The sequence below is a fragment of the Streptomyces sp. NPDC001668 genome (assembly GCF_042893155.1).
GTDB lineage: Bacteria > Actinomycetota > Actinomycetes > Streptomycetales > Streptomycetaceae > Streptomyces.
The window spans coordinates 138,373-161,742 of the sequence record NZ_JBIAUQ010000004.1 but is presented as its reverse complement, the minus strand read 5'-3'; the positions used below and the strand labels follow the sequence as shown (position 1 = coordinate 161,742).

The 23,370-nt window shown below is 72.2% G+C and carries 18 protein-coding genes and 1 pseudogene; 3 read left to right on the top strand and 16 right to left on the bottom strand.

The genetic code is table 11. From position 1 onward, the window contains the following. Positions 1-43: 43 nt before the first annotated feature. The 4 genes and pseudogenes from ACFYZ8_RS14140 to ACFYZ8_RS14125 form a co-directional block, all read right to left on the bottom strand. A pseudogene (locus ACFYZ8_RS14140) lies at positions 44-1,854 on the bottom strand (glycoside hydrolase family 15 protein). Positions 1,855-2,059: 205 nt separating this feature from the next. Then, complete coding sequence (locus ACFYZ8_RS14135) at positions 2,060-3,037, bottom strand: NAD-dependent epimerase/dehydratase family protein (RefSeq protein ID WP_388532503.1); 978 nt, start codon at positions 3,035-3,037, stop codon at positions 2,060-2,062. Between the two features lie 16 nt (positions 3,038-3,053). Next, positions 3,054-3,212, bottom strand: a complete 159-nt coding sequence (locus ACFYZ8_RS14130; RefSeq protein ID WP_388532501.1) for a hypothetical protein — start codon at positions 3,210-3,212, stop codon at positions 3,054-3,056. A gap of 539 nt (positions 3,213-3,751) precedes the next feature. Next, positions 3,752-4,504, bottom strand: coding sequence for a TetR/AcrR family transcriptional regulator (locus ACFYZ8_RS14125; protein WP_388532499.1), 753 nt, complete (start codon positions 4,502-4,504; stop codon positions 3,752-3,754). Between the two features lie 313 nt (positions 4,505-4,817). Here ACFYZ8_RS14125 and ACFYZ8_RS14120 point away from each other — a divergent pair, with 313 nt between their 5' ends. Both ACFYZ8_RS14120 and ACFYZ8_RS14115 read left to right on the top strand, forming a co-directional pair. Then, a complete protein-coding gene (locus ACFYZ8_RS14120) occupies positions 4,818-7,412 on the top strand; it encodes a DegT/DnrJ/EryC1/StrS family aminotransferase (protein ID WP_388532497.1) in 2,595 nt (864 codons plus the stop codon). Beyond that, a complete protein-coding gene (locus ACFYZ8_RS14115; RefSeq protein ID WP_388532495.1) occupies positions 7,412-8,437 on the top strand; it encodes an LCP family protein in 1,026 nt (341 codons plus the stop codon). Before ACFYZ8_RS14120 ends, ACFYZ8_RS14115 begins: the two co-directional genes overlap by 1 nt. 173 nt (positions 8,438-8,610) lie before the next feature. Here the strand turns inward: ACFYZ8_RS14115 and ACFYZ8_RS14110 are convergent, their stop codons facing one another. Genes ACFYZ8_RS14110 through ACFYZ8_RS14065 form a run of 10 tightly spaced genes read right to left on the bottom strand, consistent with a single transcriptional unit; the run spans position 8,611 to position 19,890 of the window. Further along, positions 8,611-9,264, bottom strand: a complete 654-nt coding sequence (locus ACFYZ8_RS14110; RefSeq protein WP_359029982.1) for a sugar transferase — start codon at positions 9,262-9,264, stop codon at positions 8,611-8,613. Between the two features lie 2 nt (positions 9,265-9,266). Further along, positions 9,267-9,929, bottom strand: coding sequence for a PIG-L deacetylase family protein (locus tag ACFYZ8_RS14105; protein ID WP_388532493.1), 663 nt, complete (start codon positions 9,927-9,929; stop codon positions 9,267-9,269). Continuing rightward, positions 9,926-10,900, bottom strand: coding sequence for a methionyl-tRNA formyltransferase (locus ACFYZ8_RS14100; protein WP_388532491.1), 975 nt, complete (start codon positions 10,898-10,900; stop codon positions 9,926-9,928). The genes ACFYZ8_RS14105 and ACFYZ8_RS14100 overlap by 4 nt, the downstream gene beginning before the upstream one ends. Next, a complete protein-coding gene (locus ACFYZ8_RS14095) occupies positions 10,821-12,260 on the bottom strand; it encodes a lipopolysaccharide biosynthesis protein (RefSeq protein WP_388532489.1) in 1,440 nt (479 codons plus the stop codon). Before ACFYZ8_RS14095 ends, ACFYZ8_RS14100 begins: the two co-directional genes overlap by 80 nt. Then, entirely contained in the window at positions 12,257-13,570 is a 1,314-nt protein-coding gene (locus ACFYZ8_RS14090) for an O-antigen ligase family protein (RefSeq protein ID WP_388532487.1), read from the bottom strand. Before ACFYZ8_RS14090 ends, ACFYZ8_RS14095 begins: the two co-directional genes overlap by 4 nt. Beyond that, on the bottom strand, positions 13,558-14,823 hold the full coding sequence (locus ACFYZ8_RS14085; RefSeq protein ID WP_388532485.1) for a phosphotransferase family protein: 1,266 nt from the start codon (positions 14,821-14,823) through the stop codon (positions 13,558-13,560). The genes ACFYZ8_RS14090 and ACFYZ8_RS14085 overlap by 13 nt, the downstream gene beginning before the upstream one ends. Beyond that, entirely contained in the window at positions 14,820-16,259 is a 1,440-nt protein-coding gene (locus tag ACFYZ8_RS14080; RefSeq protein WP_388532483.1) for an RtcB family protein, read from the bottom strand. The genes ACFYZ8_RS14085 and ACFYZ8_RS14080 overlap by 4 nt, the downstream gene beginning before the upstream one ends. Before the next feature lie 15 nt (positions 16,260-16,274). Beyond that, positions 16,275-17,408 (bottom strand): glycosyltransferase, encoded by a 1,134-nt coding sequence (locus ACFYZ8_RS14075; protein ID WP_388532482.1) that lies wholly within the window; start codon positions 17,406-17,408, stop codon positions 16,275-16,277. Further along, the gene (locus ACFYZ8_RS14070) at positions 17,405-18,400 is read right to left on the bottom strand and encodes a hypothetical protein (protein ID WP_388532480.1); all 996 of its coding nucleotides are present in this window, start codon (positions 18,398-18,400) and stop codon (positions 17,405-17,407) included. The genes ACFYZ8_RS14075 and ACFYZ8_RS14070 overlap by 4 nt, the downstream gene beginning before the upstream one ends. Continuing rightward, positions 18,400-19,890, bottom strand: coding sequence for a hypothetical protein (locus tag ACFYZ8_RS14065; RefSeq protein ID WP_388532479.1), 1,491 nt, complete (start codon positions 19,888-19,890; stop codon positions 18,400-18,402). The genes ACFYZ8_RS14070 and ACFYZ8_RS14065 overlap by 1 nt, the downstream gene beginning before the upstream one ends. A gap of 86 nt (positions 19,891-19,976) precedes the next feature. On the opposite strand from ACFYZ8_RS14065, the gene ACFYZ8_RS14060 reads away from it, so the two are divergent. Further along, on the top strand, positions 19,977-20,810 hold the full coding sequence (locus tag ACFYZ8_RS14060; protein WP_359029972.1) for a hypothetical protein: 834 nt from the start codon (positions 19,977-19,979) through the stop codon (positions 20,808-20,810). Here ACFYZ8_RS14060 and ACFYZ8_RS14055 read toward each other — a convergent pair. Both ACFYZ8_RS14055 and ACFYZ8_RS14050 read right to left on the bottom strand, forming a co-directional pair. Then, a complete protein-coding gene (locus tag ACFYZ8_RS14055) occupies positions 20,773-22,218 on the bottom strand; it encodes a polysaccharide biosynthesis protein (protein WP_388532477.1) in 1,446 nt (481 codons plus the stop codon). The genes ACFYZ8_RS14060 and ACFYZ8_RS14055 overlap by 38 nt on opposite strands. A 444-nt stretch (positions 22,219-22,662) precedes the next feature. Then, positions 22,663-23,370: a hypothetical protein gene (locus ACFYZ8_RS14050; RefSeq protein WP_388532475.1), complete on the bottom strand. Its 708-nt coding sequence runs from the start codon at positions 23,368-23,370 to the stop codon at positions 22,663-22,665.

The window sequence follows — 23,370 nt, the reverse complement described above, 5'->3', positions numbered from 1 at the left end:
GGTCGGTTCACGCCACCGAGCGACCGGCCGCCGGTGACCCGGATCAACGCCGACCCGTCGCTTCCCGGCTGCGGGGAATCCGGGACGGTGTTGCGGACAGCGCGAACGCCGTCTCCGCCAGGGCGATGTGGCTGAACGCCTGCGGTGCGTTGCCCATCTGGCGTCCGGTGTCCGGGTCCCACTGCTCCGACAGCAGTCCGACGTCATTGCGGACGGCGAGCACACGCTCGAAGGCCTCGCGGGCCTGTTCGGCGTGTCCCGACGCGGCGAGGGCCTCGGCATACCACAGGGAGCATGCCACGAACGCGCCCTCGTGGCCGTGCATGCCGTCCACACCGTGGGCACCGTCACCGCCCGGCGCATAACGCCACAGGAACCCCCCGTGGTCCAGCCGCTGCATCTCGCGGACGGTGCACAGCACCCTCGGGTCCCCGGCGGGCAGGAAGCCGAGCCGGGGCATCAGCAGGGCCGAGGCGTCCAGGTCGGCGCAACCATAGGACTGCACGAAGGACCGCTGCTTCGCGTCCCAGCCCTGCCGGAGGACCTGCCGGTGCACCTCGTCCCGCATGGCCCGCCACTCGGCCGAGGATCCGTTGCGGCCCAGCAGCTCTCCCATGCGCAAGGCGCGATCGGCGGCCACCCACACCATGACCTTGGAGTGGACGAACTGCCGCCGCGGCCCCCGCACCTGCCACAGGCCCTGGTCGGGTTCCCGCCAGTGCCGCTGCAGGAAGCCCATCATCTCTCCGACCAGGTCCCACACATGGGCGGGCATGGGCATGCCCGCCCGCAGGGACAGGTACAGCGTGTCCAGGACCTCGCCGTACACGTCCAGCTGGAACTGGCCGAAGGCGGAGTTCCCGAACCGTACCGGCTGCGAACCCTCGTAGCCGGGCAGCCAGGGCGCCTCGGTCTCCGGCAGCAGCCGCTGTCCGCCGAGGCCGTACACGGTCTGCAGGCCGACCGGGTCACCCGCTATGGCCCGCACCAGCCAGTCCAACCAGGCCGCCGCTTCGTCCCGGTAGCCGCTGCGCAGCAGGCAGGACAGGGTGCGCGTGGAGTCGCGCAGCCAGCAGTACCGGTAGTCCCAGTTGCGTTCGCCCCCGATGCAGCCGGGCAGCGACGTGGTCGGCGCGGCGACGATGCCGCCGGTGGGCGCGAAGGTGAGCGCCTTCAGCGTGATCAGCGAGCGCACCACGGCGTCCCGCCACGGCCCCTGGTAGCGGCACTGGCCCGCCCAACGCCGCCAGAGGTCGCAGGTCTCCTTGAGCATCGTCTCCGCCGGGACGGACACCGCCGCGGGCGGCCCGGGGCGGTGCGAGGGCGACCACACCAGGGTGAGGGCGAGCCGCTGGCCGGCCAGGACGGTGAAGTCGAGGACCGTGGAGCCCTCTTTGCCGAGGGCGCGCACGGGGCCGTCCGCGCCCAGCCACACGGAGTCGGGCCCGGCGACCGCGACGGTGCAGTCGTCGGTGACCCTCACCCAGGGCACCACGCGACCTTGGTGGAAGCGCAGGCGCAGTTCGCTGCGTACGGACACGGCACCCGACAGACCCTCGATCACACGGACGATGCACGGCACTTGGGCGCGGGGCGGCATGAAGTCGGTGACCCGGACCGCTCCCTCCGTGGTCTCCCACCAGGTGTCCAGAACGAGCGTGTCGGGCAGGTAGCGGGTGCAGCAACCGGAGCGACCCGCCAGAAGCCGTTGTCCTCCGTACCCACCAGCGCGGCCAGACAGGCCGGCGAGTCGAAACGGGGCAGACACAGCCAGTCGATGGATCCGTTCCGGCCGACCATGGCGGCGGTTTCCAGGCCGCTGAGGAGGGCGTAGTCCTCGATGGGTGCGCTCATGATCGGTGTCTCCGTCCCCACATCTGGGTGACAGGTCGCGCGCGGACCGGACCCCTGGCAGCTCGGGCGGTCGGTTCGGGCACCGGCGTCTGCGGGACGCGGGCGTCGGACTGTCCGCGGCGGAAGCCGTCGACGACGCCGGAGATGTCGCCGACGAAGAGGTTGCGGAGGCGGGTTCCGGCTCCGCCGCACACGGTGAGAGCGTTCATGATGACCGTCCCGCCGGGGAGTGCTCCTGGGGACGTACGGATGTGTCCGAGCGGCCCGCGAACCAGGCGACGGTGCGGCGCAGCCCCGCTTCCAGCGGCGTCCTCGGGTGCCAGCCGAGCCCTTCGCGGGCACGCGTGATGACGGGGCGCCGGCAAACCGGGTCGTCGACGGGCAGGGGCAGGAAGCTCAGTCCGCGGTCCGATCCGGTGATCAGCAGCACCAGCGCGGCAAGCTCACGCACGGTCCGCTCGCTGGGGTCGCCGAGGTCGAAAGGACCGGCCACATGGGTGTCGATCATGGCCAGCAGGCCGCCGACCAGGTCGTCGACGTAGCAGAAGCCGCGGGTCTGGCTGCCGTCCCCGAAGAGGGTCAGCGCCTCCCCGTCCAGTGCCTGTCGGATGAAGGTGGAGACTACCCGGCCGTCGTGCGACCGCATGCGCGGACCGTAGGTGTTGAAGATCCGCACGATGCCGGCGTCGGCGCCCTCGCTGCGGCGGTACGCCATGGTGAGGGCCTCGGCGAAGCGCTTGGCCTCGCCGTAGACGCTGCGCGGTCCGACGGGGTTGACGCGCCCCGAGCAGTCCTCGTCCTGCGGGTGCGCCTCGGGGTCGCCGTAGACCTCGCCGGCGGAGGCCAGAACGAAGCGGGCCTGGTGCCGGAGCGCCAGCCTGAGCAGGTTCTCCGTGCCCCGGCTGCCGACGGCCAGCGTCTGCAGCGAGCGGCGGGAGCAGTCGCACCGCGAGGCGGTGCTCGCGAGGTGGACGACGGCGTCCACGCTCCCGGTGACTCTGATCCGCGCCGTGACGTCGCACGGGACGCACTCGAAACCGGGCTCGTGCAGGAGGTGGCCGACGTTCGCCGCGCGGCCCGAGGAGAAATCGTCCAGGCAGCAGACACGGTCGCCCCTGCGCAGTAGGGCTTCGCACAGATGCGATCCCACGAAGCCGCTTCCACCGGAAATCACCACACGCACGGGCTTCTCCTGTCGATCAGCCGGGCCGCGGACGGCCCGGAGCGCACAGCCGCCGGCCCGCCGGGTGCCAGGCCTGGGCGTCAAGGGTGTGGCGGGCGTCGACCATGGCCGGTTTGCGCACCACGGTGGCGAGGGCCGCGGGGTCGAGTTCCTGGTGCTGGGGCTCCTGCGCCACCGCGAGCGCCGGTGAGTCCCGTACGTCGTGGCTGGCGGGCTTGAAAGCGGCCCCAGGGCCGCGACGCTGCGGTCCGCGAGCAGGCGGCCAGGGGTGGCACGTACACCGCGCCCGGCCGCGCCTCGGCGCGCCGAGCGAACGCCCGCAACGATGCGTTCCGGTCGCGTGGTGTCCTGGATCGCGCAGCCCTCGCGCGGACGCTCCGGGTTCCAGGCGACGTCGGCCCTGCAAACCGCCAGGGCCCCGTTGTGGCCGGCACCGCGCAGCCCCGGTGCCAGTCACACCACGCCCGGGACATGGCACAGGTCGGCGGCTCGCGAGCTCGATGACCGTCAAACGCATGTCGCCCTCCTTGGACGGTGTGTGGTCGGAGAATGGTAGGAAAGATGTACATTTACATCGTAAACTTACATAAGCAGCTCTGGAGAGGCAGGTCAACCCATAGCGCGAAGAGGTTCTCGGCCGGGTGAACGCGGTCGTACACGACAGCACGCAAAACGCCAGGCGGCATGATGTCCGCAGGTCTCACTGCGGCAGAGTCACTCGCCCGTCCCGGTGAACTGATCGAGCAGCGCGTCCAGTCCCGCTGCCAGCCCCTCCGGTCCACCGCGCTCGGTGAGGGCTGGGGCGGCCTTCCGCAGGCCGGGCAGTTCCTGGGGCGGCATGCGGTGCAGGCCCAGACGGAACGCCGGATCCGATTCCTCGGGGTTGTCCACCATGGGCCGCAGTTCCACGGACGCATAGCCGAGCAGCCAGGCGGTGAAGGCCTGGAAGGCGGCGACGGTGCGGGCGTCGTCGAGCCCGGCCTCCCCGAGCAGGGCGAGCACCCGCTCGTGGTCCTTCAGGACAGCGAGCGGCCGACGCGCGAGCGGAACGGCCAGCATGCGCGTGGTGAGCAGGGGGACTGCCTGGGGGTGCTCGAGGCACACCTCGTACGTCGCCCGTGCGATGCGGTGGAGTCCGGTGCGCCACGAAGGCGCCTCAGCCGTGGGACCCGGCCCGGCGGCCAGACGCTCCTCCAGCTCCAGGTACAGCGCCTCGACCAGGCCGTCCAGGAGGGCATCCTTGCTCGCCGCGTACCGGTAGAGCGCCATCGCCTCCACACCGAGCTCCGCGCCCAGACGGCGCATGCTGAGCGCCGACAGACCCTCCCGGTCCACCAGCTCCAGGGCGCTGGTCAGCACACGCTCCCGGCTGAGCCGGCCATAGCGTCCCTGGTCGCCGGCCCGGCGGGCCGGTACGGCTCCGGCCTCCTCGTCGGCCCCGCGTCCTGCGGCCTGCTCCTGGGCCATGCCCTGCCTCCAGATGGTCAGCCTGCCTGTTTGTCCGCTGGTGTTGACTCTACGCACTTGGCGGCGCAATGTGTACGTATACGACGTAAGCATACGCCACAAGTGGGCGCACTGCGGCGCGGCGTTCGTATCGCGGCGCCGTCGTTCGTCAGGAATACCAGGAGCGCTCCTCAGGAAATCCAGGAGCGGGGAGCCAGAAATGACAGTTCATCGGCTGCGACCCCGACAGGATCAGGTCACTCACGCCGCTCGGTCCGGCCCGAACGGCACGTCTGCGACCGAGCGGCTCCGGGAACCGGATGTGCCCTTCGCCGTGACGTGGATCAGCCCCGAGGCCCGGCGCGGGGCACAGCGCGTGCTCTCCTCGGGCTGGGTGACCATGGGCCGGGAGACGAAGCTGTTCGAGGAGGAGTTCGCGGCGTACGTCGGCGCCGAGCATGCGGTTGCCGTGAGTTCGTGTACGGCAGCGCTCGAACTGGCGCTGCGCGCCCTACGGCTGCCGGCCGGCGGGACCGTCCTGGTTCCGGCCGTGACGTTCTGCGGCGCGGCCGAGGCCGTCCTGCACGCCGGGCTGCGGCCCGTTCTGGTCGACGTCGATCCGCACACCGCTATGCCGACCCCGGCCACCGTCGCCCGGGCGGCCCGGGCGTGCGGCGGCCCCCAGGCGATGATGGTCCTGCACTACGCAGGGGCCCCGGCACCGGTCGCCGAACTGGCGCAGGCCGCGCGACTGCCCTTGACGCACGTCATCGAGGACGCCGCCCACGCGCTGGGCACGTCGGTGGGCGACCGGCCCGTGGGGAGCCTGTCGCGAGCGACCTGCTTCAGCTTCTACGCCACCAAGAACCTGCCCATCGGCGAGGGCGGCATGGTCACCACCGACGACCCGGAACTCGCGGACCGGATCCGCCGTACGCGCCTGCACGGCATGTCCGCCGACGCCTGGCGACGTCATCTGCCGGGCGGCAGCTGGCGATACACCGTCGAGGAGGCCGGCCTGAAGGCCAACATGACGGATGTCCAGGCGGCCATCGGCCGGGCCCAGCTCCGCCACTTCGACGCCGGGCAGGAGCGGCGGCAGACCCTGGCCGAGCGGTACGACGCGGCGCTGGAGACCGTCCCCGGACTCGCGCCGCTCGACGCCGTCACTCCAGGGCGGCACGCTCATCACCTCTACGTCGTGCGCGTGCTGGAGGAGTACGGAACCGGCCGCGACGAACTGATCGACCGGCTGGCGGAGCACGGCATCGCCACCTCCGTGCACTTCATCCCCCTGCACCACATGCCGTACTTCCGGCACACGGCGATCATCCCGCCAGGCGGTCTCCCGGGCACGGACGCGCTCTTTCCGCAGCTGATGTCGCTGCCCCTGTACCCGAAGCTCACCGAGCGGCAGGTCGACCGGGTCTGCGCCGGGCTGGCCCGACGGGCGAGGAGACGCCGGCCCGCAGGCCTCCGCACCCTGGTGATCGGCGCCGGGGAGGCCGGACGAGGACTCGCCCGGGACCTGGCGCACACCCCGGAGTTCGGACTGGACCCGGTCGGTTTCCTGGACGACGACCCGGCCAAACGCCGTACCGCCGCCGTCGGGGACCTGCCCGTCCTCGGGCATCTCGACGACACCCGCACGGCCGTACTCGAGCACCACATCCAGGCGGTCGTGGTCGCCATCCCCGCTCTGGCCCCGGACCGCTTCCGCCGGGTCGCGCGGGCTGCCGAGACCGCCGGGGCGAGCGTGCGGTACCTGCCCTCGTTCATCGCGGCGCTCCAGCGCGACGTGATGGGCAGCGACATGCGGTCCCTGGACGTGGGCGAGCTGATCGGCCGCGCCGAGATACACGTGGTCGGCCCGCAGGCACGGTCGGTGATCGCCGGGCGGCGGGTCCTCGTGACCGGTGCCGGCGGTTCGATCGGCAGCGAACTGTGCCACCAGCTACGCGCCTTCGGCCCGAGCCGGCTCTTCCTGCTCGACCACGACGAGTCGAACCTGCACCGGCTGCAACTGGAACTCTACGGCGACGCCCTGCACGCCGACGACGTGGTGATCTCGGACATCCGGGACCGCCCCCGCATCGACCAGCTCTTCCGCGAGCTGCGCCCCGAGGTGGTCTTCCACGCCGCCGCCCACAAACACCTGCCGCTGCTCGAGCTGTACCCATGCGAAGGCGTGAAGACGAACGTCCGCGGCACAGAGAACCTGGTCCGCGCCGCCGCGGCCGTCGGAACCGGGCGCTTCGTGCTGATCTCCACGGAGAAGGCGGCAGACCCGGTGTCGGTGCTCGGTGCGACCAAGCGGCTGGCCGAACTCGTCGTACGGAACGCTCAGCAGGACGCTCCGCCGGGCACCGTGTTCGCGGCCGTCCGCTTCGGCAACGTGCTGGGCAGCCGCGGCTCGCTGCTGTCGGTCGTGGCGCAGCAGCTGGGTGCGGGGTCACCGGTGACCGTCACCCACCCGGACGCGACCCGGTTCTTCATGACCGTGGAGGAGGCCGTCGGGCTGGTCCTCGAGTCGGCCCGCACGGCTCGCGGCGGCGAGGTGTTCGTCCTGGACATGAGCGGCCCCGTGCGGATCGTGGACCTGGTCCGCAAGTTCGCCCGCTCCGTGCACGTCCCGGACGTCGACATCCGCTACACCGGGCTGCGGCCGGGCGAGAAGCTCAACGAGACGCTGTTCGCGGCCCAGGAACAGCACATCCGCACCTCCCATCCGCACATCCTTGCCGCGGTTCCCACCGCCCGGAGCGCGCCGCTGGCGCAGCATCTCCCCGCCCTCCACACCGCGGCGGAGCGCAACGACGACGCCGATGTGCGCCGCATCCTCACCAGGCTCCTCCCGGGATTTCCCGCGGCTGAGCCGACCCGCCGACTGCACGACGCGCTCGCAGATCCGTACCCGGACGACTTCTGATGTCCGCACACCGCCCGTGGCCGCAGTGGGCGCCGAGGCAGCCGGTCGCGAAACGGCGCCACCGGCTCCTGCGCACGCTCCTGGTGCTCGGCCTCGCCGCCGTACTCGCCCTGGTCGGTCTCGGCGCCGGCGCCGTGTGGTGGGGCACCAACCACTACGGCGACCAGGTCACCCGCATCCCCGACGCCTTCCCGACCGGCCCGCGCCCGCCCAAGCCCGCCAAGCACGACGGCGGAACGACCTTCCTGCTGGCCGGAGTCGACAGCCGCTCCAAGCAGCCGACCACCGGCAACGATGCCACGACGCGCCTGTGGAGGTACGGCGCCCAGCGCAGCGACACCATGATGCTGGTGCACCTGAGCGCCGACAAACGCACCGTCCACGTGATGTCCATCCCGAGGGACAGCTGGGTACCCCTCCCGGGGCACGGCTCGGCGAAGGTCAACGCCGCGTTCTCCTGGGGCGGGCCGCCCCTCATGATCCAGACGGTGGAGCAGCTCACCCGGACCCGCGTCGACCACTTCGGTGTCATCGACTGGCACGGCTTCAAGGCCCTCACCGACGCGGTCGGCGGCGTACCCATGACGGTCCCGAGGGACTCCTACGACCCGGTGCTGCAACAGCACTTCACGGCCGGCACCCACGTCATGCACGGCGAGGAGGCGCTGGCGTACGTCCGGCAGCGCCACGGCGTGCCCGGCGGCGAGCTGGACAGGATCAAGCACCAGCAGCAGTTCCTGCGCAGCCTGGTCGGCGAGATGCGCGGCGAGGTCGGCCTCACCGACCCCCTGGGGACCGCCCGGATGCTCGACGCGATCACACGCACGGTGAGCGTGGACAACCGGATGTCAAACGGCGATCTGCGCGACCTGGTGGTCGGACTGCGCCACCTGGACGCGTCCGACGCCCACTTCACCACCGCGCCCGTCGTCCGGTCGGAGATGATCCGCGGACAGTACGCCCTGATCCTGGACCAGGCGAAGCTGCGGACGCAGTGGCACGCGGTCGAGACGGGATCCTCCTGACGTGACACACGAGTCCGGCGAGTCCGACAACACTCCTGGCGGGTCGGCGCCGCCTTCACGAGGCTCCATATCACCATGTACGTCACCCCAGAGCCACGCTCCCGACCGACCTGCACGCCACCGGCGTGGCGGCGACGCGTGGACATTCCGCGCGGCCTGACACAGTCGGCCGGCTAGAGACGAGGCAGGATGAGGCACACCGCTCGCGCCACCAGCCGCAGGTCCGTGGCGAGCCGTCGGTCGCGCAGGTACGTGAGGTCCAGGGCGAGCTTGGGGTGCAACTGCAGCGCCACATAACACTCCTCCGCATGGGCGGCGTCGTCCAACTCGCCGCACCGCTGCGCCGCGTAGAGCGCGCCGGGGCCGATGACGCCGGGCCGGACGTCCAGCAGCCGCAGCTCCTCCGCGGTGTAGTACGGCAGGAACCGTTCGGCCTCCGGGCGCGGGCCGATCAGTGTCATGTCGCCGCGCAACAGGTTGATCAGCTGCGGGAGTTCGTCCAGCCGGGTGGGGCGCAGCCACCGCCCGACGCGCGTGACGCGGAGGTCCACGGCGCCGCTCACCGCGGGCCCCTCCCGGTCGGCACCGACGACCATGGAACGGAACTTGAGGATGGTGAAAGGCCGCAGCCCGCGCCCCACGCGCCACTGCCGGTACACGGCCGTGCCGCGGCTGGTGCACCGCACCAGAAGGGCGATCAGCACCATCGGCACCAGCAGCACCAGCAGCAGCACCAGGGCGACGGCGATGTCCAAGGCGCGGCGCAGCCGGGTGTCCGCGCGCAGCTCCGGCACCGTCGTGTGCGGCAAGGTCCGCGCGGTCACCATGGTCAGCACACCTCTCGCAGCACCTGGAACGGCTCCGCGGCGTGGCGCCCGACCCGGCTGCCCCAGTAGGCGGCGCGCTCCCGCAGGGCGCGCAGCGAGCGTGGGTGCGGATAGTCGCGCACCTCGGTCTCGTAGCAGCTCATCGCTTCGAGCTTGTCGTCGAGCGTGCTGGTGATGTCGATGTGGAGCGAGGGGGTGAACGGGTGGTCGGCCGACCATGCCCACTCCGTGGACGAAGGGGTCTCGAACACGGCGAACCGGCGCAGCCCGGGCAGCACATAGGGGCGGCAGGCCGTCCAGGCGGCGCGGGCCACGACCCCGTGATCGGAGTTCACGTCGCCGGGGAAGTGCGTGTAGACGAGGTCCGGGCGCAGCGCGTCGACCACCGTCTCCACCTGCTGCACCACCTCGATCAGAGGCAGCACGTCCAGCCGCTGGTCGGGCAGTGACCACAGCTCCAGGGAGGCCAGTTTCAGCACTCGCGCCGCCCGCTCAGCCGACTTGGCGAGTTGCTCGCTCAGCCCCTCCCGATACCGGCTGGACGCCCCTTCGGTGAGGACGACGGCGTGGACGTCGTCGCCGTCCCTGGCATGCCGGGCCAGGGTGCCGCCCGCGCCGAGCAGCTCGTCGTCGGGGTGCGCGGCCAGGACGAGTACGGTGCTCATCGCGCCCCCGCCTCGGGCCGCGGGCCCTGGCCCAGCACCCAGCGGGCCACTTCGGGCGGCACCGCCTCGAACCGTGCGCCGGGCCGGACTCCGGCCTGCCGGGACCACAACGCCGCGGGCTGCGGCAGTTCGTCCGGGCCGCTCATGTCGGTGACCAGGACGCTGCCGTCCCGGGTGGCGACCCGTACCCCGTCGGGTTCCACGGAGAGCACCGAGCCCTGCGGCCCACCGGGCTCGTCCCCGCTGGGCAGACGGGTATGCCAGACCATCACCCGCTCGCCGTGCAGCACACCGAACGCGCCCGGGTACGGCGTGGTCAGCGCCCGCACCCAGTCGTGCACCGCGCGCGCCGGGCGGTCCCAGTCGATGACGCCCATGGCGGGCGTGCGGCGGGGCAGCACATCACCCTCGGCGGGATCCTGCGGGCAGCGTGGCGCGGTGCCCGTGAGCAGGGCGGGAAGGTGCGCGATCAGCATCCCGGCACCGGCCCGCGCCACCCGGTCGTACACCGTGCCGCAGGTGTCCTCGGGCCCGATGGGTACAGTGCGCTGATCGACGATGTCACCGGTGTCCACCCCCGGGTCGAGCATCATCATCGTGTTGCCGGTGACGGTCTCGCCGCGCAGGATCGCCCAGTTCACCGGAGCGCGCCCGCGATGGCGCGGCAGCAGGGAGGCGTGGTAGCCGACGCAGCCGTGCCGTGGTACGGACAGAAGGTCGGGGCCGAGCAGCCGAGTCCAGCCGACGACGACCATCAGATCCGGATCCAGTGCGCTGACCCGCGCCACCACGTCAGGTGTGTTGAGGTCGGTCTCGCGAATCAGCGGGACTCCGGCGGCCCGGGCGGCACCGGGGAGGTCGGCGGCGCCCGACAGCCGGCGCCGGTTCTCGTCAGGCAGCGTGATCACGGCCACGACGCGGATCAGCGGCGACTGAAGCAGGGCTGTGAGCGCCGCCTGGGCCTCGTGCACGGCGCCGATGAAGACGACGCGGCCGGGCCGGTGTACGGCGGAGGAGCGAGCGGATGCGATGCGCATGGCGATTCCTTCGGGATGGGGTGCCGCGTGCGGCCACGACACGGGTCAGGGTCACCAGCACCGCGGTGGTGATCAGGTAGGCGATGCTGGACGCCACGGCAGCTCCGACCACCCCGTACCGGGGGATCAGCAGCGCGTCCAGTACGACGGTCACGACGACTCCGGCCCCCATGCCCCAGGAGCTCATCCCGGGCCTGCCGACGCCGAACAGATAGGCGGTGGACACGGCTGCCGCGCCCTCGACGGCCAGCCCGACCAGCAGGACGCAGGCGGGGACGACGGCGCCTTGGAAGGCCCGGCCGTACAGCAGTGGCAGCGCGATCACCGACGCGCCCACCAGTGGCGGCACCAGCGCGGCGGTCAGCGCCGTGGCCCTCGGCAGGATGCGGCGCATCTCCTCGCGGGCGAGCCGCGGACCGTCGCGGGAGAACCTCGGGTAGAGCACGTAGTGCATGGCGACGGCCGGCAGCCGCATCAGCTCGGCGAACTTGGACGCGACGGCGTACACGCCGAGCATGGCGGGGCCGGACAGCGCGCCCACGATGAGGAAGTCCAGCCGGAGATTGACCAGCATCAGCACGTTGCCCAGCTGGCCGCGGGCGCCGTAGCGCAGCACCTCGGCGGCGAGCGGCGCCGACGGCCGGCCCCAGCCGCGTGCGAATCCGGTACGCGCCAGCCGGCCCAGCGAGGTGGCGGTGGCGGCCGTGCCGCCACCGACGAGCCCGGCGACGACCGCGCCGGAGCCGTGCAGCCCGGCGAGCAGGGCCAGACCGTAGGCGGGCAGGAAGAGGAACTCCTCCGCGACGATGACCAGGTTGGCACCTCGTATGTCGGCCTGCCCCTGGCAGCAGGCCTTGCCCCACACGGTGAGCAGCTGGGTGACCACCGTGAGCGCCACCAGGGTCAGTTGCCAGCGCGGCACGGTGGTGAAGAACCGGTCGAGCAGCGGCACCGCGGCCAGCCACAGCAGCGCACCGGCCGCCGATCCGGCGACGGCGAGCAGCGCCAGCGTGGGCCGCAGCCGGGGGTCGTCGCGCTGTTCGCCGGCCAGGAAGTAGGCGCTCGCCAGCGGCAGTCCGCAGCTGACCACGACTCCGGTCAGCCAGGGCATCACCCTGAGCAGCGCGTACTCGCCGAGGACCTCGGCTCCGGACAGCCGGGCGACCAGCAGACTGGCGACGAAGACCACGCACACCGCGGCGCCTTGAGCCGCCAGGTTGCCGGCCATGCTGCGGCGCCCCAGGCCGGGCGCCTGCCGCCCGCTCCCGTGGTCCTGGCCCGCGGTCCTGGTCATGGCCCGCCTCCGTGTGCCTGTGGGAGGCCCGGGTGGTCGGGCTCGGGATCCGACGCCAGTACGGCCACCATCGCGAGCACCATCCACAGGAACCGGAAGTGCAGCACCTCGTAGTACGCACCGGCCACGACCAGGCCGAGAAGCGCCGCGACGAGCCCGGCCGGGCGGGGGACCTGGGCGGCGAAGCCGGTGCCGGGCGGCGCACGCAGCACTCGGGAGGACCGCCAGGCCGCGGACGACAGCAGCGTCAGCAAGGCCACCACGCCGAGCGGGCCGCGTTCGACGAGGGCCGCGACGTAGTCGTCGTGGGCTTCCTTGGCGTAGGCGAACTGGCCGTCCGTCAGGAGTTGCTTCGTCGAACCGGGGCCAGTGCCGGTCAGCCAGTGTTGCCCGTACAGCTGGACGCTCTCCTGCACCAGCGTGCCGCGCTGCTCGGAGCTCGCCCCGCTGCGGCCCACCGTGTTGACCAGCTCCGCCTGCTGGGACAGCCGGGCCCATTCCTGCACATGGGCGAGGGGAGCCGCGGTGAGGGCACCGCCGACCACGAGGGAGACGGCCAGCACCACGACGGCCGCGGCGACCGCGCCGCCCTTGCGCCAGGCCTTGTACGCGACGAGGAAGACCAGGCCGACGGCCAGCATGAGGACGCCGCCGTTCGACTGGCTGAGCAGCAGCGCCCAGACCAGCATCGCGTATCCGTACCAGCGCAGCACGCGGCCGCGCGGGCGCTGGGCGGCGTACACCATGAAGAGCGACACCACCCAGTAGGTGGCGGCGTAGTTGGGGTCTCCCAGGGTGAACAGCTTCCGGTCGCCCTCGGTCGGGGAGATCCCCTCGATGGCGGTGATGTGGGCGAGACTGGCGCCCACCAGGACGGACGCCCAGACCACGGCCGCGTAGGCGAACGCCGAGGTGAGCAGGCGCAGGAGACCCGGCCGGCGCGCGAGGTTGTACAGCGCGATGCACCACGCCAGCAGGAGCGTGTCCCGGCACAGGTTGATCAGCGTGGTGCCCGGCAGCGGCCCGGCCAGGCCCGCGAGGCCGCCGCTCAGCAGCATCAGGGCGCCGGCCACCGCGTACGGGGCGCCGAGCCGCCGGCCGCAGGTCGCCGCCCACAGCAGGCTCAGCAGGACCGTGGTCACGGTGAACAGGTCCACCGGCGAGCTGTTGCCGGGGCCCGCGGGGCGCAGGATCGGCTGGAAGACCAGCGCGGCACAGGCGACGAACGCTGTCGTGCGCGTGAGTGCCTCGTGCCGGGCGGTGGCCTTGGTACGCACGGGTGTGAGCCCGGCCGCGGTCACGGTGACCATGACGCCTCCTCCGTCGAGGAGAGGCGGACGAACGCCTGGGTCTGCGCGCGGGTGAACTCGGGATCCGTGGCCTCCGCGGCCACCGCGGCCAGCTCCGCCAGCACGGCGTCCCGCCCGCACGCGGGGGGCAGACCGAACCGTCGCAGCGCTGCCGCGAGGAAGCCGCGGACCAGGCGCGGATACCAGCCCGTACCGTCCAGCGCGTAGGCCAGGGCCGCGCCCGGCTGTCCGGAGACAAGCCCAGGATGGCCGGGGACCCGATGCCCGGGCCGGGTGCGCCGGTCAAGGTACTCGCTGTAGGCCACGACGAATCGCGCGGGATCCGAGAGGGGGCTGCCGGCGGTCCGGGCGTGCTCCCAGTCGACGACGCCGGAGACCCGGCCGTCGCGCACCAGGATGTTCCCGGGCCAGAAGTCCCCGTGTACGGCGGTCAGAGGAGCGCAGTACCGCCGCAGACGGCGGCGCAGCGCGCGCAGTTCCTCCCTGGCGCGCTCGTCGTCCAGGCGCGGGCCCAGTACCTCGGCCACGCCCGGGGCGAAGTCGAGCGGGGCGCTCTCACCGGCGGTGACCGACTGCAGGGCGGCCAGCCAGGCCGCGGCGGCGGCGAAGTCCGCGCGCACCGGCGCCGGTCGTGCGTGGTGCCCCGGCCGGTGGTACGCGACCAGCATCGGCACTCCCGGCAGGGCGGTGGTGGCCAGCGCCGGCAGACCATCGTGCCGCAGCAGGCCGACCACGGCGGGCACGGCCGATCGGGTCTCGTCCAGCGGCAGCGTCGCCATGGCCTGCAGTTGCGCGGCCTCGCGGACGATCCCGGGCACGCCGCCTGGCCCGGTCGGGACCTTCACGGCCAGTGCGGGCACCGCCGAACCGGGCGGGAACAGCAACAGGATGAGGCGGGCGTTCGGATCGTGGCTGTGGTCCAGCAGCACGAGGGGGCCGGCCGCGAGCAGGCGCCCGATGTCGTTGTCGGCGGTACCGGCCGGTCCATGGTCGCCGCCCGGCCCGGGAACCGTCAGCCGCGGCACACAGCGTCGTACCGCGGGAACGGCCAGCGCCGCCCGGGCGGCCGGATAGAGCCACGCCGGGAGCGACGGCGGCACCGCCAGCAAAGACTCGCGCACGTAGGACAGCACCGGCGCCCGGTCCTCGGCGACCACGACGGGATGCCGGCGCGAGGGCAGGGCCACGTACCGCCGCCCGGGGGGCAGCAGTTCGCGCCACATCCGGTCCCGGGGCGGGGCCGCGGCGGTCATGACAGCACCGCGAAGGGCCGTAGTCGGGCGACCGGCCGGACCAGGCCGTTACCGGACAGGATGGCGACCGCCGCGTCGACCCCGGCGTCGTCCAGTTGCGGCACGTGGCGCGGGGTCGCCCGGTCGTAGGTGAAGCGCAGGGTGTGTCGGTGGCGGGGGTCCGGTCCGCTGCGGCCGCTGCGCTCGAACTCGCTGATGATGCTGCCGGTTCCGTGGCAGGCGGTGTAGAGGCTGCGGCCGGCCTGCGGGGCCGGGACGCACAGGAACGACGAGGTGCGGTTCGTACCGGGCACCAGCAGTGGCTGGCCGGTGCGCGCGAAGGCGGGGTGACCTGCCATCAGCTCGGGCGTCCAGGCGCGGGCCGCGTTGTGGCGGTGCACGAATGCAGGCTCTCCGTCGACGAGTTCCTCGTAGACGGAGTTGTGCGGGGAGTCCACCACGAGCCGCAGGCCGGCCCCGAAGGCGACGCGTGCGAAGGACCGAAGCGACGCGTAGGTGGCGAGGCGGTAGGCGAAGCCGTAGTTCATGGCGAGCCGCTGGGCGAGCAGCACCCGTCGGCCCTCGTCGCCCTCGATCGGCAGCGAGGGGCAGCCGTGCTGGAAGTACGCCGCGTACCGCTGCCGGGCCTCGGCCACGCCGCCCGGTCGCAGCAGGTGCGACAGCGGCTTCTGCAGGGCCATCTCCGTGCGCAGCAGCCGGGAGGCGGCCTGCCGGCGTGCGTACAGCTCGCCGATCTGGCCGGTCAGCACGCCGCCGCCGTTGTGGAACTGCACGGTCACCTGCCCCTGGTGCACACCGAGCCGCTCGGCGATCTCCGGTTCCAGGACCTCCTCGACCTCCTGGAGTTCCAGGAAGTGCGTGCTCGGGCCGATGCCGCCGAACCGCAGCCGGGCCAGCTGCACACAGAGCCAGGGCAGTTCGCGGCGGGCGCGGCGGGCGCCGCCGTACTCCTCGACCGGGAGCCGCCCGAACTCCTCGATCCGCTCGATGTCCGCCGCGTCGACGCCGAACCGCTCGGCTGCGAAGGGCGCGCCTTCGACGGCGGCCCGCAGCACCTCGGAGCGGGACAGCTCGAACTTCCAGCGCGGCGGGTCGGGGTACCGCTGTCTGACCCGTCGGTAGAACTCCTCGACGGCGGCCGCGGAGGGGCGGGACACGTCCAGGACGGCGAGTGCCATGCCGCAGTTCAGCGCGGCGTCGGTGAGTACCGGCCGGATGGCTCCCCGGGTGGCCACCGCGATGCTTGAGGGCATCTCCGACTTGCCCTTGTGGCAGAAGTCCGGCAGTACTACCGGCGGCGCGGCCAGGTCCGCGGTCTCGGTGCCCCGGCGGAGCCGGGCGAGCAGCCTCGGATCGGCCGGCGCCTCGGCACTGTCGAACACGGTGAGGTCGGCTCGTGAGCCGCTGACCGGCCCGCTGATGATGTCGACACGCACGGGTACTCCTCGGGTTCAGGGCAGTTCGTCCGGTGGGGTGTAAGCGGCGGCGAGCTCTTCGCCCAGCGCCTTGCCGCTGAACGCGTCGCCGATGTGCGCACGGGCGTCGGCGGCCAGTCGGGCCGCCTCCCGCGGGTGGTCCAGCAGGTGACCGATCGCCAGGGCTAGCAAGTCGGGCCGCTGCGGGGGCACGAGCAGCCCGGTACGGCCCGGCACCACCACGTCCGGCACCGAGTTGACTGCCGTGGCCACGACGGGAACCCCGCTCACCATCGCCTCGACGACGGCGACCGGAAGCCCCTCGTACCGGCTCGGCAGCGCGAACACGTCGAACGCCGGCAGCAGGTCCGGGACATCGGAGCGCTCCCCGGCGAGCACCACCGGCGCTCGCTCGCGGACAGCCAAGTCCCTCACCCGATCGGCCAGTTCGCCACCGCCGACCCATAGTCCGGTGAGGCCTGGGCGGTTCAGTGCGGCCAGCGCGCGGACAAAGGTCTCGGGGTCCTTCTGGTAGGCGAGGCGCCCGACGGCACCCACCACCGGCCCCGGGCAGGTGAGGCCGAGCGCCTGGCGGGCGCGCGCACAGGTGGCCGACGTCCTGGCCGGCGCGTCGAGGTCCACCGGAACACCGATGGTGCGCACCCGCTCCGGAGACACCAGGCCGCGGCGTACCACCTCGACCGACACGGCCGAGCCCACGCACAGCGCCACATCGGTGAAGCGCCCGACCCGCCGCTCGATCCTGACGTACGCGCCGCGCCGCGTGGCGGACTGGAACTCGTGGTACGGCAGCCCGTGGAACGTGTGGACGATGCGCGGCACCGCGGACCGGTGCGCCGCAAGCCGCCCCAGCGTTCCCGCCTTCGCGCTGTGGGTGTGTACGACGTCGAAACCGCGCCGCACGAAGAGGCGGGTCAGCCGGTGCAGTGCGCGCAGGTCGTCGGCGGGGGCGATCGGCGAGCGCAGCGCGGGTTCGACGACCACTTCGATGCCGGACTCGGCGGCGAGGCCGAGCAGCCGGTCGCCGCTGCCGGTGATGATCGTCGTGCGGTAGGCGGCCGGGTCCAGGGCCTGCGCGCCGCGCAGGGCGACGATGCCGGCTCCGGCCTCGAAACGGGTGACCACGGTGGCCACGCGCAGTCTGGTCATGGCAGTGCCTCCGTCCTCGCGGGAGCCTCGGCCGCGAGGCCGTACAGCGCGGCGAGACCTTCCTCCGGTTGGTCTCCGAGCACGATCTCGTGTGCGGGGAGCCGCCGGGCTATGTCCTGGGCCACGACTTCGACGGGCGGGTGGGCAGGCCCCCGGCCGGTGCCCAGCGCGAGGGCGGCCGCGAAAGGCCAGTAACGGCGCAGTTCCCCGGCCATGTACGTGCCGGCGACCAGTACTCGCGCCGCCTGGGAAGGGGCAAGGGGACGCACCGTCGGACGCCCCGAGGGTGTTCTGCGCAGCACCACGAGTCGGTCCGGGCGCAGGCTGTCCACCCGCCCGGGCAGGGGGCGCTCGGTGCGCCCGTAGGCCATGCGCCGACCGCCACCGCCGTCGACGCGCATCGGCTCGACGAGACCGTGGGCGTCCCCGCCGTCGGTGACGCACAGGTTGTCGGAGCAGGCGTGTTCCCCGGACGCCACGGCGCCCAGCAGCAGTGTCGACCGGCCCGTCCCGCCCGGCCCGGCCAGCAGCGGCACGGACGGGCCGACGGTCAGCGCGCAGGCGTGCACCGGCACCCGCCCCCGGCACCCGGCCCACCACAGCGCGGGGTACTGCAACAGCACCGCGCGGGCGAGCAGATGGAAACGCGAGCGCAGCAGACGTGCAGCGACGTGCTCCCGTACTGGCGGCCGCCACCGGGCCTCCACCCTCAGTTGCCCCGTGGCAGCGGTCAGACGCAGGTCGAACCCGCTGCCGCAGGCATTGCACAGCACCACCGAGCCGTCCCGGGCGTGGGCGCCACGGGTGAGCGGCGCCCAGCCGCTGACGTCGAAGGCGGTGTGCTGAGACTGCACCTCGACGTGCACGTCGGCGGGGCGTCCGTCGGCAGGCCGCCAGGTTCGGGCTCCTCCCTCGGCCAGCAGCCGGGAGAGAGCGGCCCAGCGGCAGTCGATCAGGAGCCGTTCCCCTGCCTGGATCAGCATGGCGCGCATCAGTCCTGCCCCGATCCGGCCGCCTTGGCGAAGCGGCTGTGGCGCCGCGGCCGGCTCCGGGCGGGATCGCCCAGGACACCGATGACCGGCCAGCCGGTCGCGGCCGCCAGGTTCCGCACCCGGCGCAGTTCGGTGTACGGCGGAAGATCGGGCTCCACCGCGACCAGGACGTGCCGGGCGCCGTCGGCGGCGTCGTCCACCTGGTGCAGTGCACGCACCCGGAGGGCGTGGACCTCGGACCGAGCCGCGCCGGCGACACGTGCGACGCGGCTCTCCGCCACGGCCGTGCCCTCGCGGGCCTCCGAGCGCTCCTGGACCGCTGTGGCCCCGCGGCCGCCCCGGTCGTTGCGGACCGTCGTGGCCCCGCTTGCCTGGGAGAGCTTCCCGATGCCTCCCGGTCGCTCGTGCCCGTCGTTCCCCTTCGACGCCGGTCCCGCGGTGTGCGGACCACCCGCGCGGCCGGAGCGGAGCCCCGTTCCCGGGGAGCCGACCGCCACTGCGAGCCGTGCCTCCAGTTCCTGCGCGAGGCCGGCCAGGCGCTCGTCGCTGATCGGCCCGGTCAGCACGACCGTGCCCGCCCCGGTGCGGGCGGCGGCCCGGCGCAGTGCGACGACGGTGTCGGTGTCGACCACGGGCCGCGCGCCGGGGCCCGCCCCGCTGGTACGGCGGCGGGATCCGGGGAGCCGGCCCAGCACGGGAGTGTCGAGCTCCCGGCCGAAGGCGTCCTGGCCGGCCACGCGCGGCCGGACCAGCTCGATCAGTGTCACCATCAGCAGGCCCGTCACCAGCCCGACCGCACCGGACAGTGCCAGATCGGTGCCGCTCAGTCGGGCCACCGGCACGGCGTCATCGGCCGAGGACAGCAGCGAGCCCGTGCTGTCGCCAAGACCGGCGCCCTGCGCCGCGCGCAGCGAGCCCTGGACATCGAGGATCTGCTGGTCCAGGGAGCCGAGTTGGGCGGTGAGCTGCCCGGACTCCGTCGCGCTCTTGGCGTCCGGCAGCTGCGCGGCTACGCGCAACCGCTCCGACTGCAGCGAGTGTTCGCGGTCCGTCAGCTGGGTGATCAGCAGGTTTCCGGAGCCGTTGACGAAGTCCACGAGCTGCTCCGAAATCGCGCCCGCGAGTTTCTCGGCCGTCCTGGCATCGCGGTCGGTGACCTTGACGGTGAACACAGAGGAACCGCCCAGCCGGGAGACCTTGGTCTCGTGGGCCACCTGGGCCGGGCTGCGGTCGGTGATGTGTGCCTGCTTCAGGGCCACGTTGACGACGGAACCGCTGGTGGTGACGGCCCTTACACGGCTGAGCATGGCGTTGGCCTGGACGTCGGTCGTGGGCAGCGTGGCGGACGCCTGTACGCGCGCTTTGGAGACGTACATACGTGCGCTGCCGGCTTCGAGGGCGCCCACGACCAGCATCGGCACGACGACGCACAGCACGAGCAGACGCCAATGGCCGCCGACTACACGGCGCAGAGCTTCATTGAATTCCATCGCACTTCCTCAGTAAGATCACAAACGGCATTTGTCGGAATTGCAAGGATTGTGGGGGTGGTCCAGTGCCCGGAGCATGCAAGTCCATGGCCGACCTCCACGCCCGGCGCGGGCGGCGGCGCAGACGCCGGGCGATCCTCTCCGCCGGTCTGCTGCTGGCGGTCACGCTCTCCTGCGGGCAGGAGGACTCCGCATCGGCACGGCCGTTTCTCTCCGTGGCGCTCAACACCACGGATCCGGCCACGGTCCGCTACGGCTACTCGCTGATCGACGTCACGCCCGAACACGTATCGAAGATCACTACCGGCCAGCGCGCCCTGGTGTGGCTCGGCGGGTACGACAAGGCGCGCTGCGTCTGGAACTGGAGCGACGCGGAGCTCAGGAAGCGCTTCGCACGCTACGACCTGACCCGCTCCGAGGGGATCGCCGGATACTTCGTGGCGGACGAGCCCAACACCAACCTCAACTGCCCCGGGGCCGCGGCCGACGTGCGCGAGCGGTCGGCGCTCGTACGCTCCCTCGACCCGGACACCGACCGTTTCACGCTGGTGAACGTGGATGATCCCGACCAGTTCACGGCGTTCCGCGACACGACGGACATGATGAGCGTCGACGTGTATCCCTGCTTGGCCGACAAGCCGTGCGACTGGTCGCAGATCCCGCGGGCCGTGAGCCGGCTGCGCAAGGCGGGGGTCACCCGCTACATGGGCATGCTCCAGGCCTTCTCGTACGAGCAGTGGCGCTGGCCGACGGCCGCCGAGCTGACCGGAATGATCGCGCAGTGGCAGCGCTCCGACTGGCAGGGGCAGCTGACGTTCTCGTGGGAGTACAAGGGCGGCAGGCTGACCGAGCACCCAGAACTGCTCGGCGTACTGAAGAGACTCAACGACGCACCGCATGAGCTGTTTCCACTTCCGTGAGTTGCGCTGGAAAGCCGGGCAGCATGCGGGCCAGGATGCGGCGGGTTTCCGCCCGGTCGTTGCGGGCCGCCGCCTCGTACAGAGCCTCGAGCGGGCGCAGCGCGGCGGCGAGGGCCGGCCGGGAGGACGGGGTGGCGGCGAGAATCCGCGGATGGCGGGTCGGGGCGTAGGCCTCTTGCGTGGAGAACAGCGTTTCCCGCATCTTCTCCCCGGCCTGCAGGCCGGTGAAGCGGATCTCGGGGTCCGGCACGTTCATCGTCCGGGCGAACGCGCGGACCAGGTCGAGGATGCGCACCTCCTCGCCCATATCCAGGACGAACACCTCGCCGCCGACCGCCATCCTGGCCGCTTCGAGGACCAGCCCGACGGCCTCCTCCACCGTCATGAAGAACCGCGTCACGTCCGGGTGGGTGACCGTCAGCGGCCTGCCCGAGCCCAGTTGTTCGGCCAGCACCGACAGCAGCGAGCCGCGGCTGCCGAGCACGTTGCCGAACCGCACGGCGGTCAGCACCGTCGAACTGCCCGCGCCCGCCTGCACGATGAGCTCGGCGAGCCGCTTGGTGGCGCCCAGCACCGAGACCGGATCGGCGGCCTTGTCCGTGGAGATCAGAACGAACCGTTCGACGTGAGCCGCGAACGCGGCGCGTACGAGGTTCTGCGTGCCCAGCACGTTCGACTTCACGCCCTCGCAAGGGTGGCGCTCCAGCAGCGGCAGGTGCTTGTGCGCCGCGGCGTGGAAGACCACGTCCGGGCGGAGTTCGGCGAGGACCTGGTCGATGCGGGCCCGGTCGCGGATGTCCGAGATGACGATGTCGTCGTGCAGCGCGCGGCCGTAGAGCTCGAGGCCGAGCCGGTGCAGATGGGACTCGTCATGGTCGAGCAGGAACAATCGGCCGGGCTCGAAGACGCGCACCTGACGGCACAACTCGCTGCCGATCGAACCACCGGCCCCGGTCACCAGGACCCGCTTGCCCGTGATGATCGCGCCGGTCCGGTGGCTGACCACGGGTATCTCGGAGCGGCCGGTCAGCCGGCGCACGTCCAGGGCGCGCATGTCGTCGCCGACGACGTCCCGGCGCAGCGCCGCGACGAACGACGGCAGGTAGCGCACGCTCGCGCCGTTCGCCTCCGCCGCCCGCGCGACCTGGCGGAAGCGCTGGGGGGAGAGCTCCGGTATGGCGACCACGACGACCTCGACGCCGTGCTCGATGACGGTCGCCGCGGCGTCGTCGAGCCCGCCCAGCACCTCCACCCCGTCGAGGCCGCACTTGGCCGGGTCATCGTCGAGGAAACCGAGCGGCAGCAGCCCGAACTGCGAGATGCGCAGCAGATCCCGGGCCAGCGCCCGCCCGGCCTCGCCGGCGCCCACGATCAGGGTGCGCAGGCCAGTGGTTGCCGATGCCGTCATCGCGGACTCCTCGGATACAGTGACTCCGTCGTACGTTTACGACGTATACATACACCTTTGCCCTATTTGAGCTATCCGTCAAGCAGGTGATGAGTTATCCGATACGCCCAAAGAGGTGATGATGTACATATAGATCACAAATGTAGGATTCTGTGCACACGGCGGCGGGAAGGGGTTCAATCGACCGGTTGCGCCCGGTGAGAGCCCGCAGCCGGCGCGGGTCAGGGACTTTCCTGCCACCCGACTGCCGTGCCTGGGGTTCGACCAGGGTCGCGTGCCGCCCTGGGTCAGGGTCGCCGACGGCTGCACCGTCGCCATCAGCGGCTACCCATGACGCTTCCGTCCGCCGGTCCAGGGGTGATTCCGGCCTCGCGCAGGGTCGCGCCCGGCAGAGCTGTGCCCCCCAACCGCCCTCTGTGTGAAGGCGGTTGGGGGGCACTTTTTTCATTGCACTGCAGGGACCTCGACGGTCACCTCCCTGACCCGCATAGCCCACGGCGCGTCGAGGGCGCCGCCGGGGTGGAGGGCGATGTTCATCACAAGGCGCATGGGTTCGGTGGCCGCGTACGCAACGGTCCCGGCCTCGACTCCGTTGGCGGTGAAGCGGATAGCCTTGTCGTGCCATTCGGCGGTGTACACCGCCGTGCCGTTGGGGACGTCGCGCGAGGGCGGGCCTTCGCCGCAGTCCCCGAAGACCGCCTTGGTGGCCAGGGTGTGGACGGTCTGCTTGGTAACCCACTGACCGCCGAGGCCGCACTCCATGACGTCAACTTCGCCGCACTTCGGCCAGTCGAAAGACTGACCGATGGCCCACAGGGCGGGCCAGACTGCGGAGTTCTCCGGGTCCAGCTCGGCGACGTAGACAAGGCGAGTGCCGGGGACGAAGGGTGCCTCTCGAGAGACCAGCCTGGCCGATGTCCGGTCGGGCCGGGCGAACAGGGTGACACCCTGCTCGGTGGTGACGTGGTTGCTCCCGGTGTACACCTGCCGGCCGACGTGGTTGCCGCCCAGGTCGAACTCCCACCGATCGAGTACGCCGGAGGCGAAGGTGTCGTGGAAGACGGGGCCCCCCGCGAACGGCGGGGCCGGGGTGACCGGCGCCGCCGGGGCGGGCCTGATGCGTCGGTAGGGCCTGCGGAGCAAGCCCTTCAT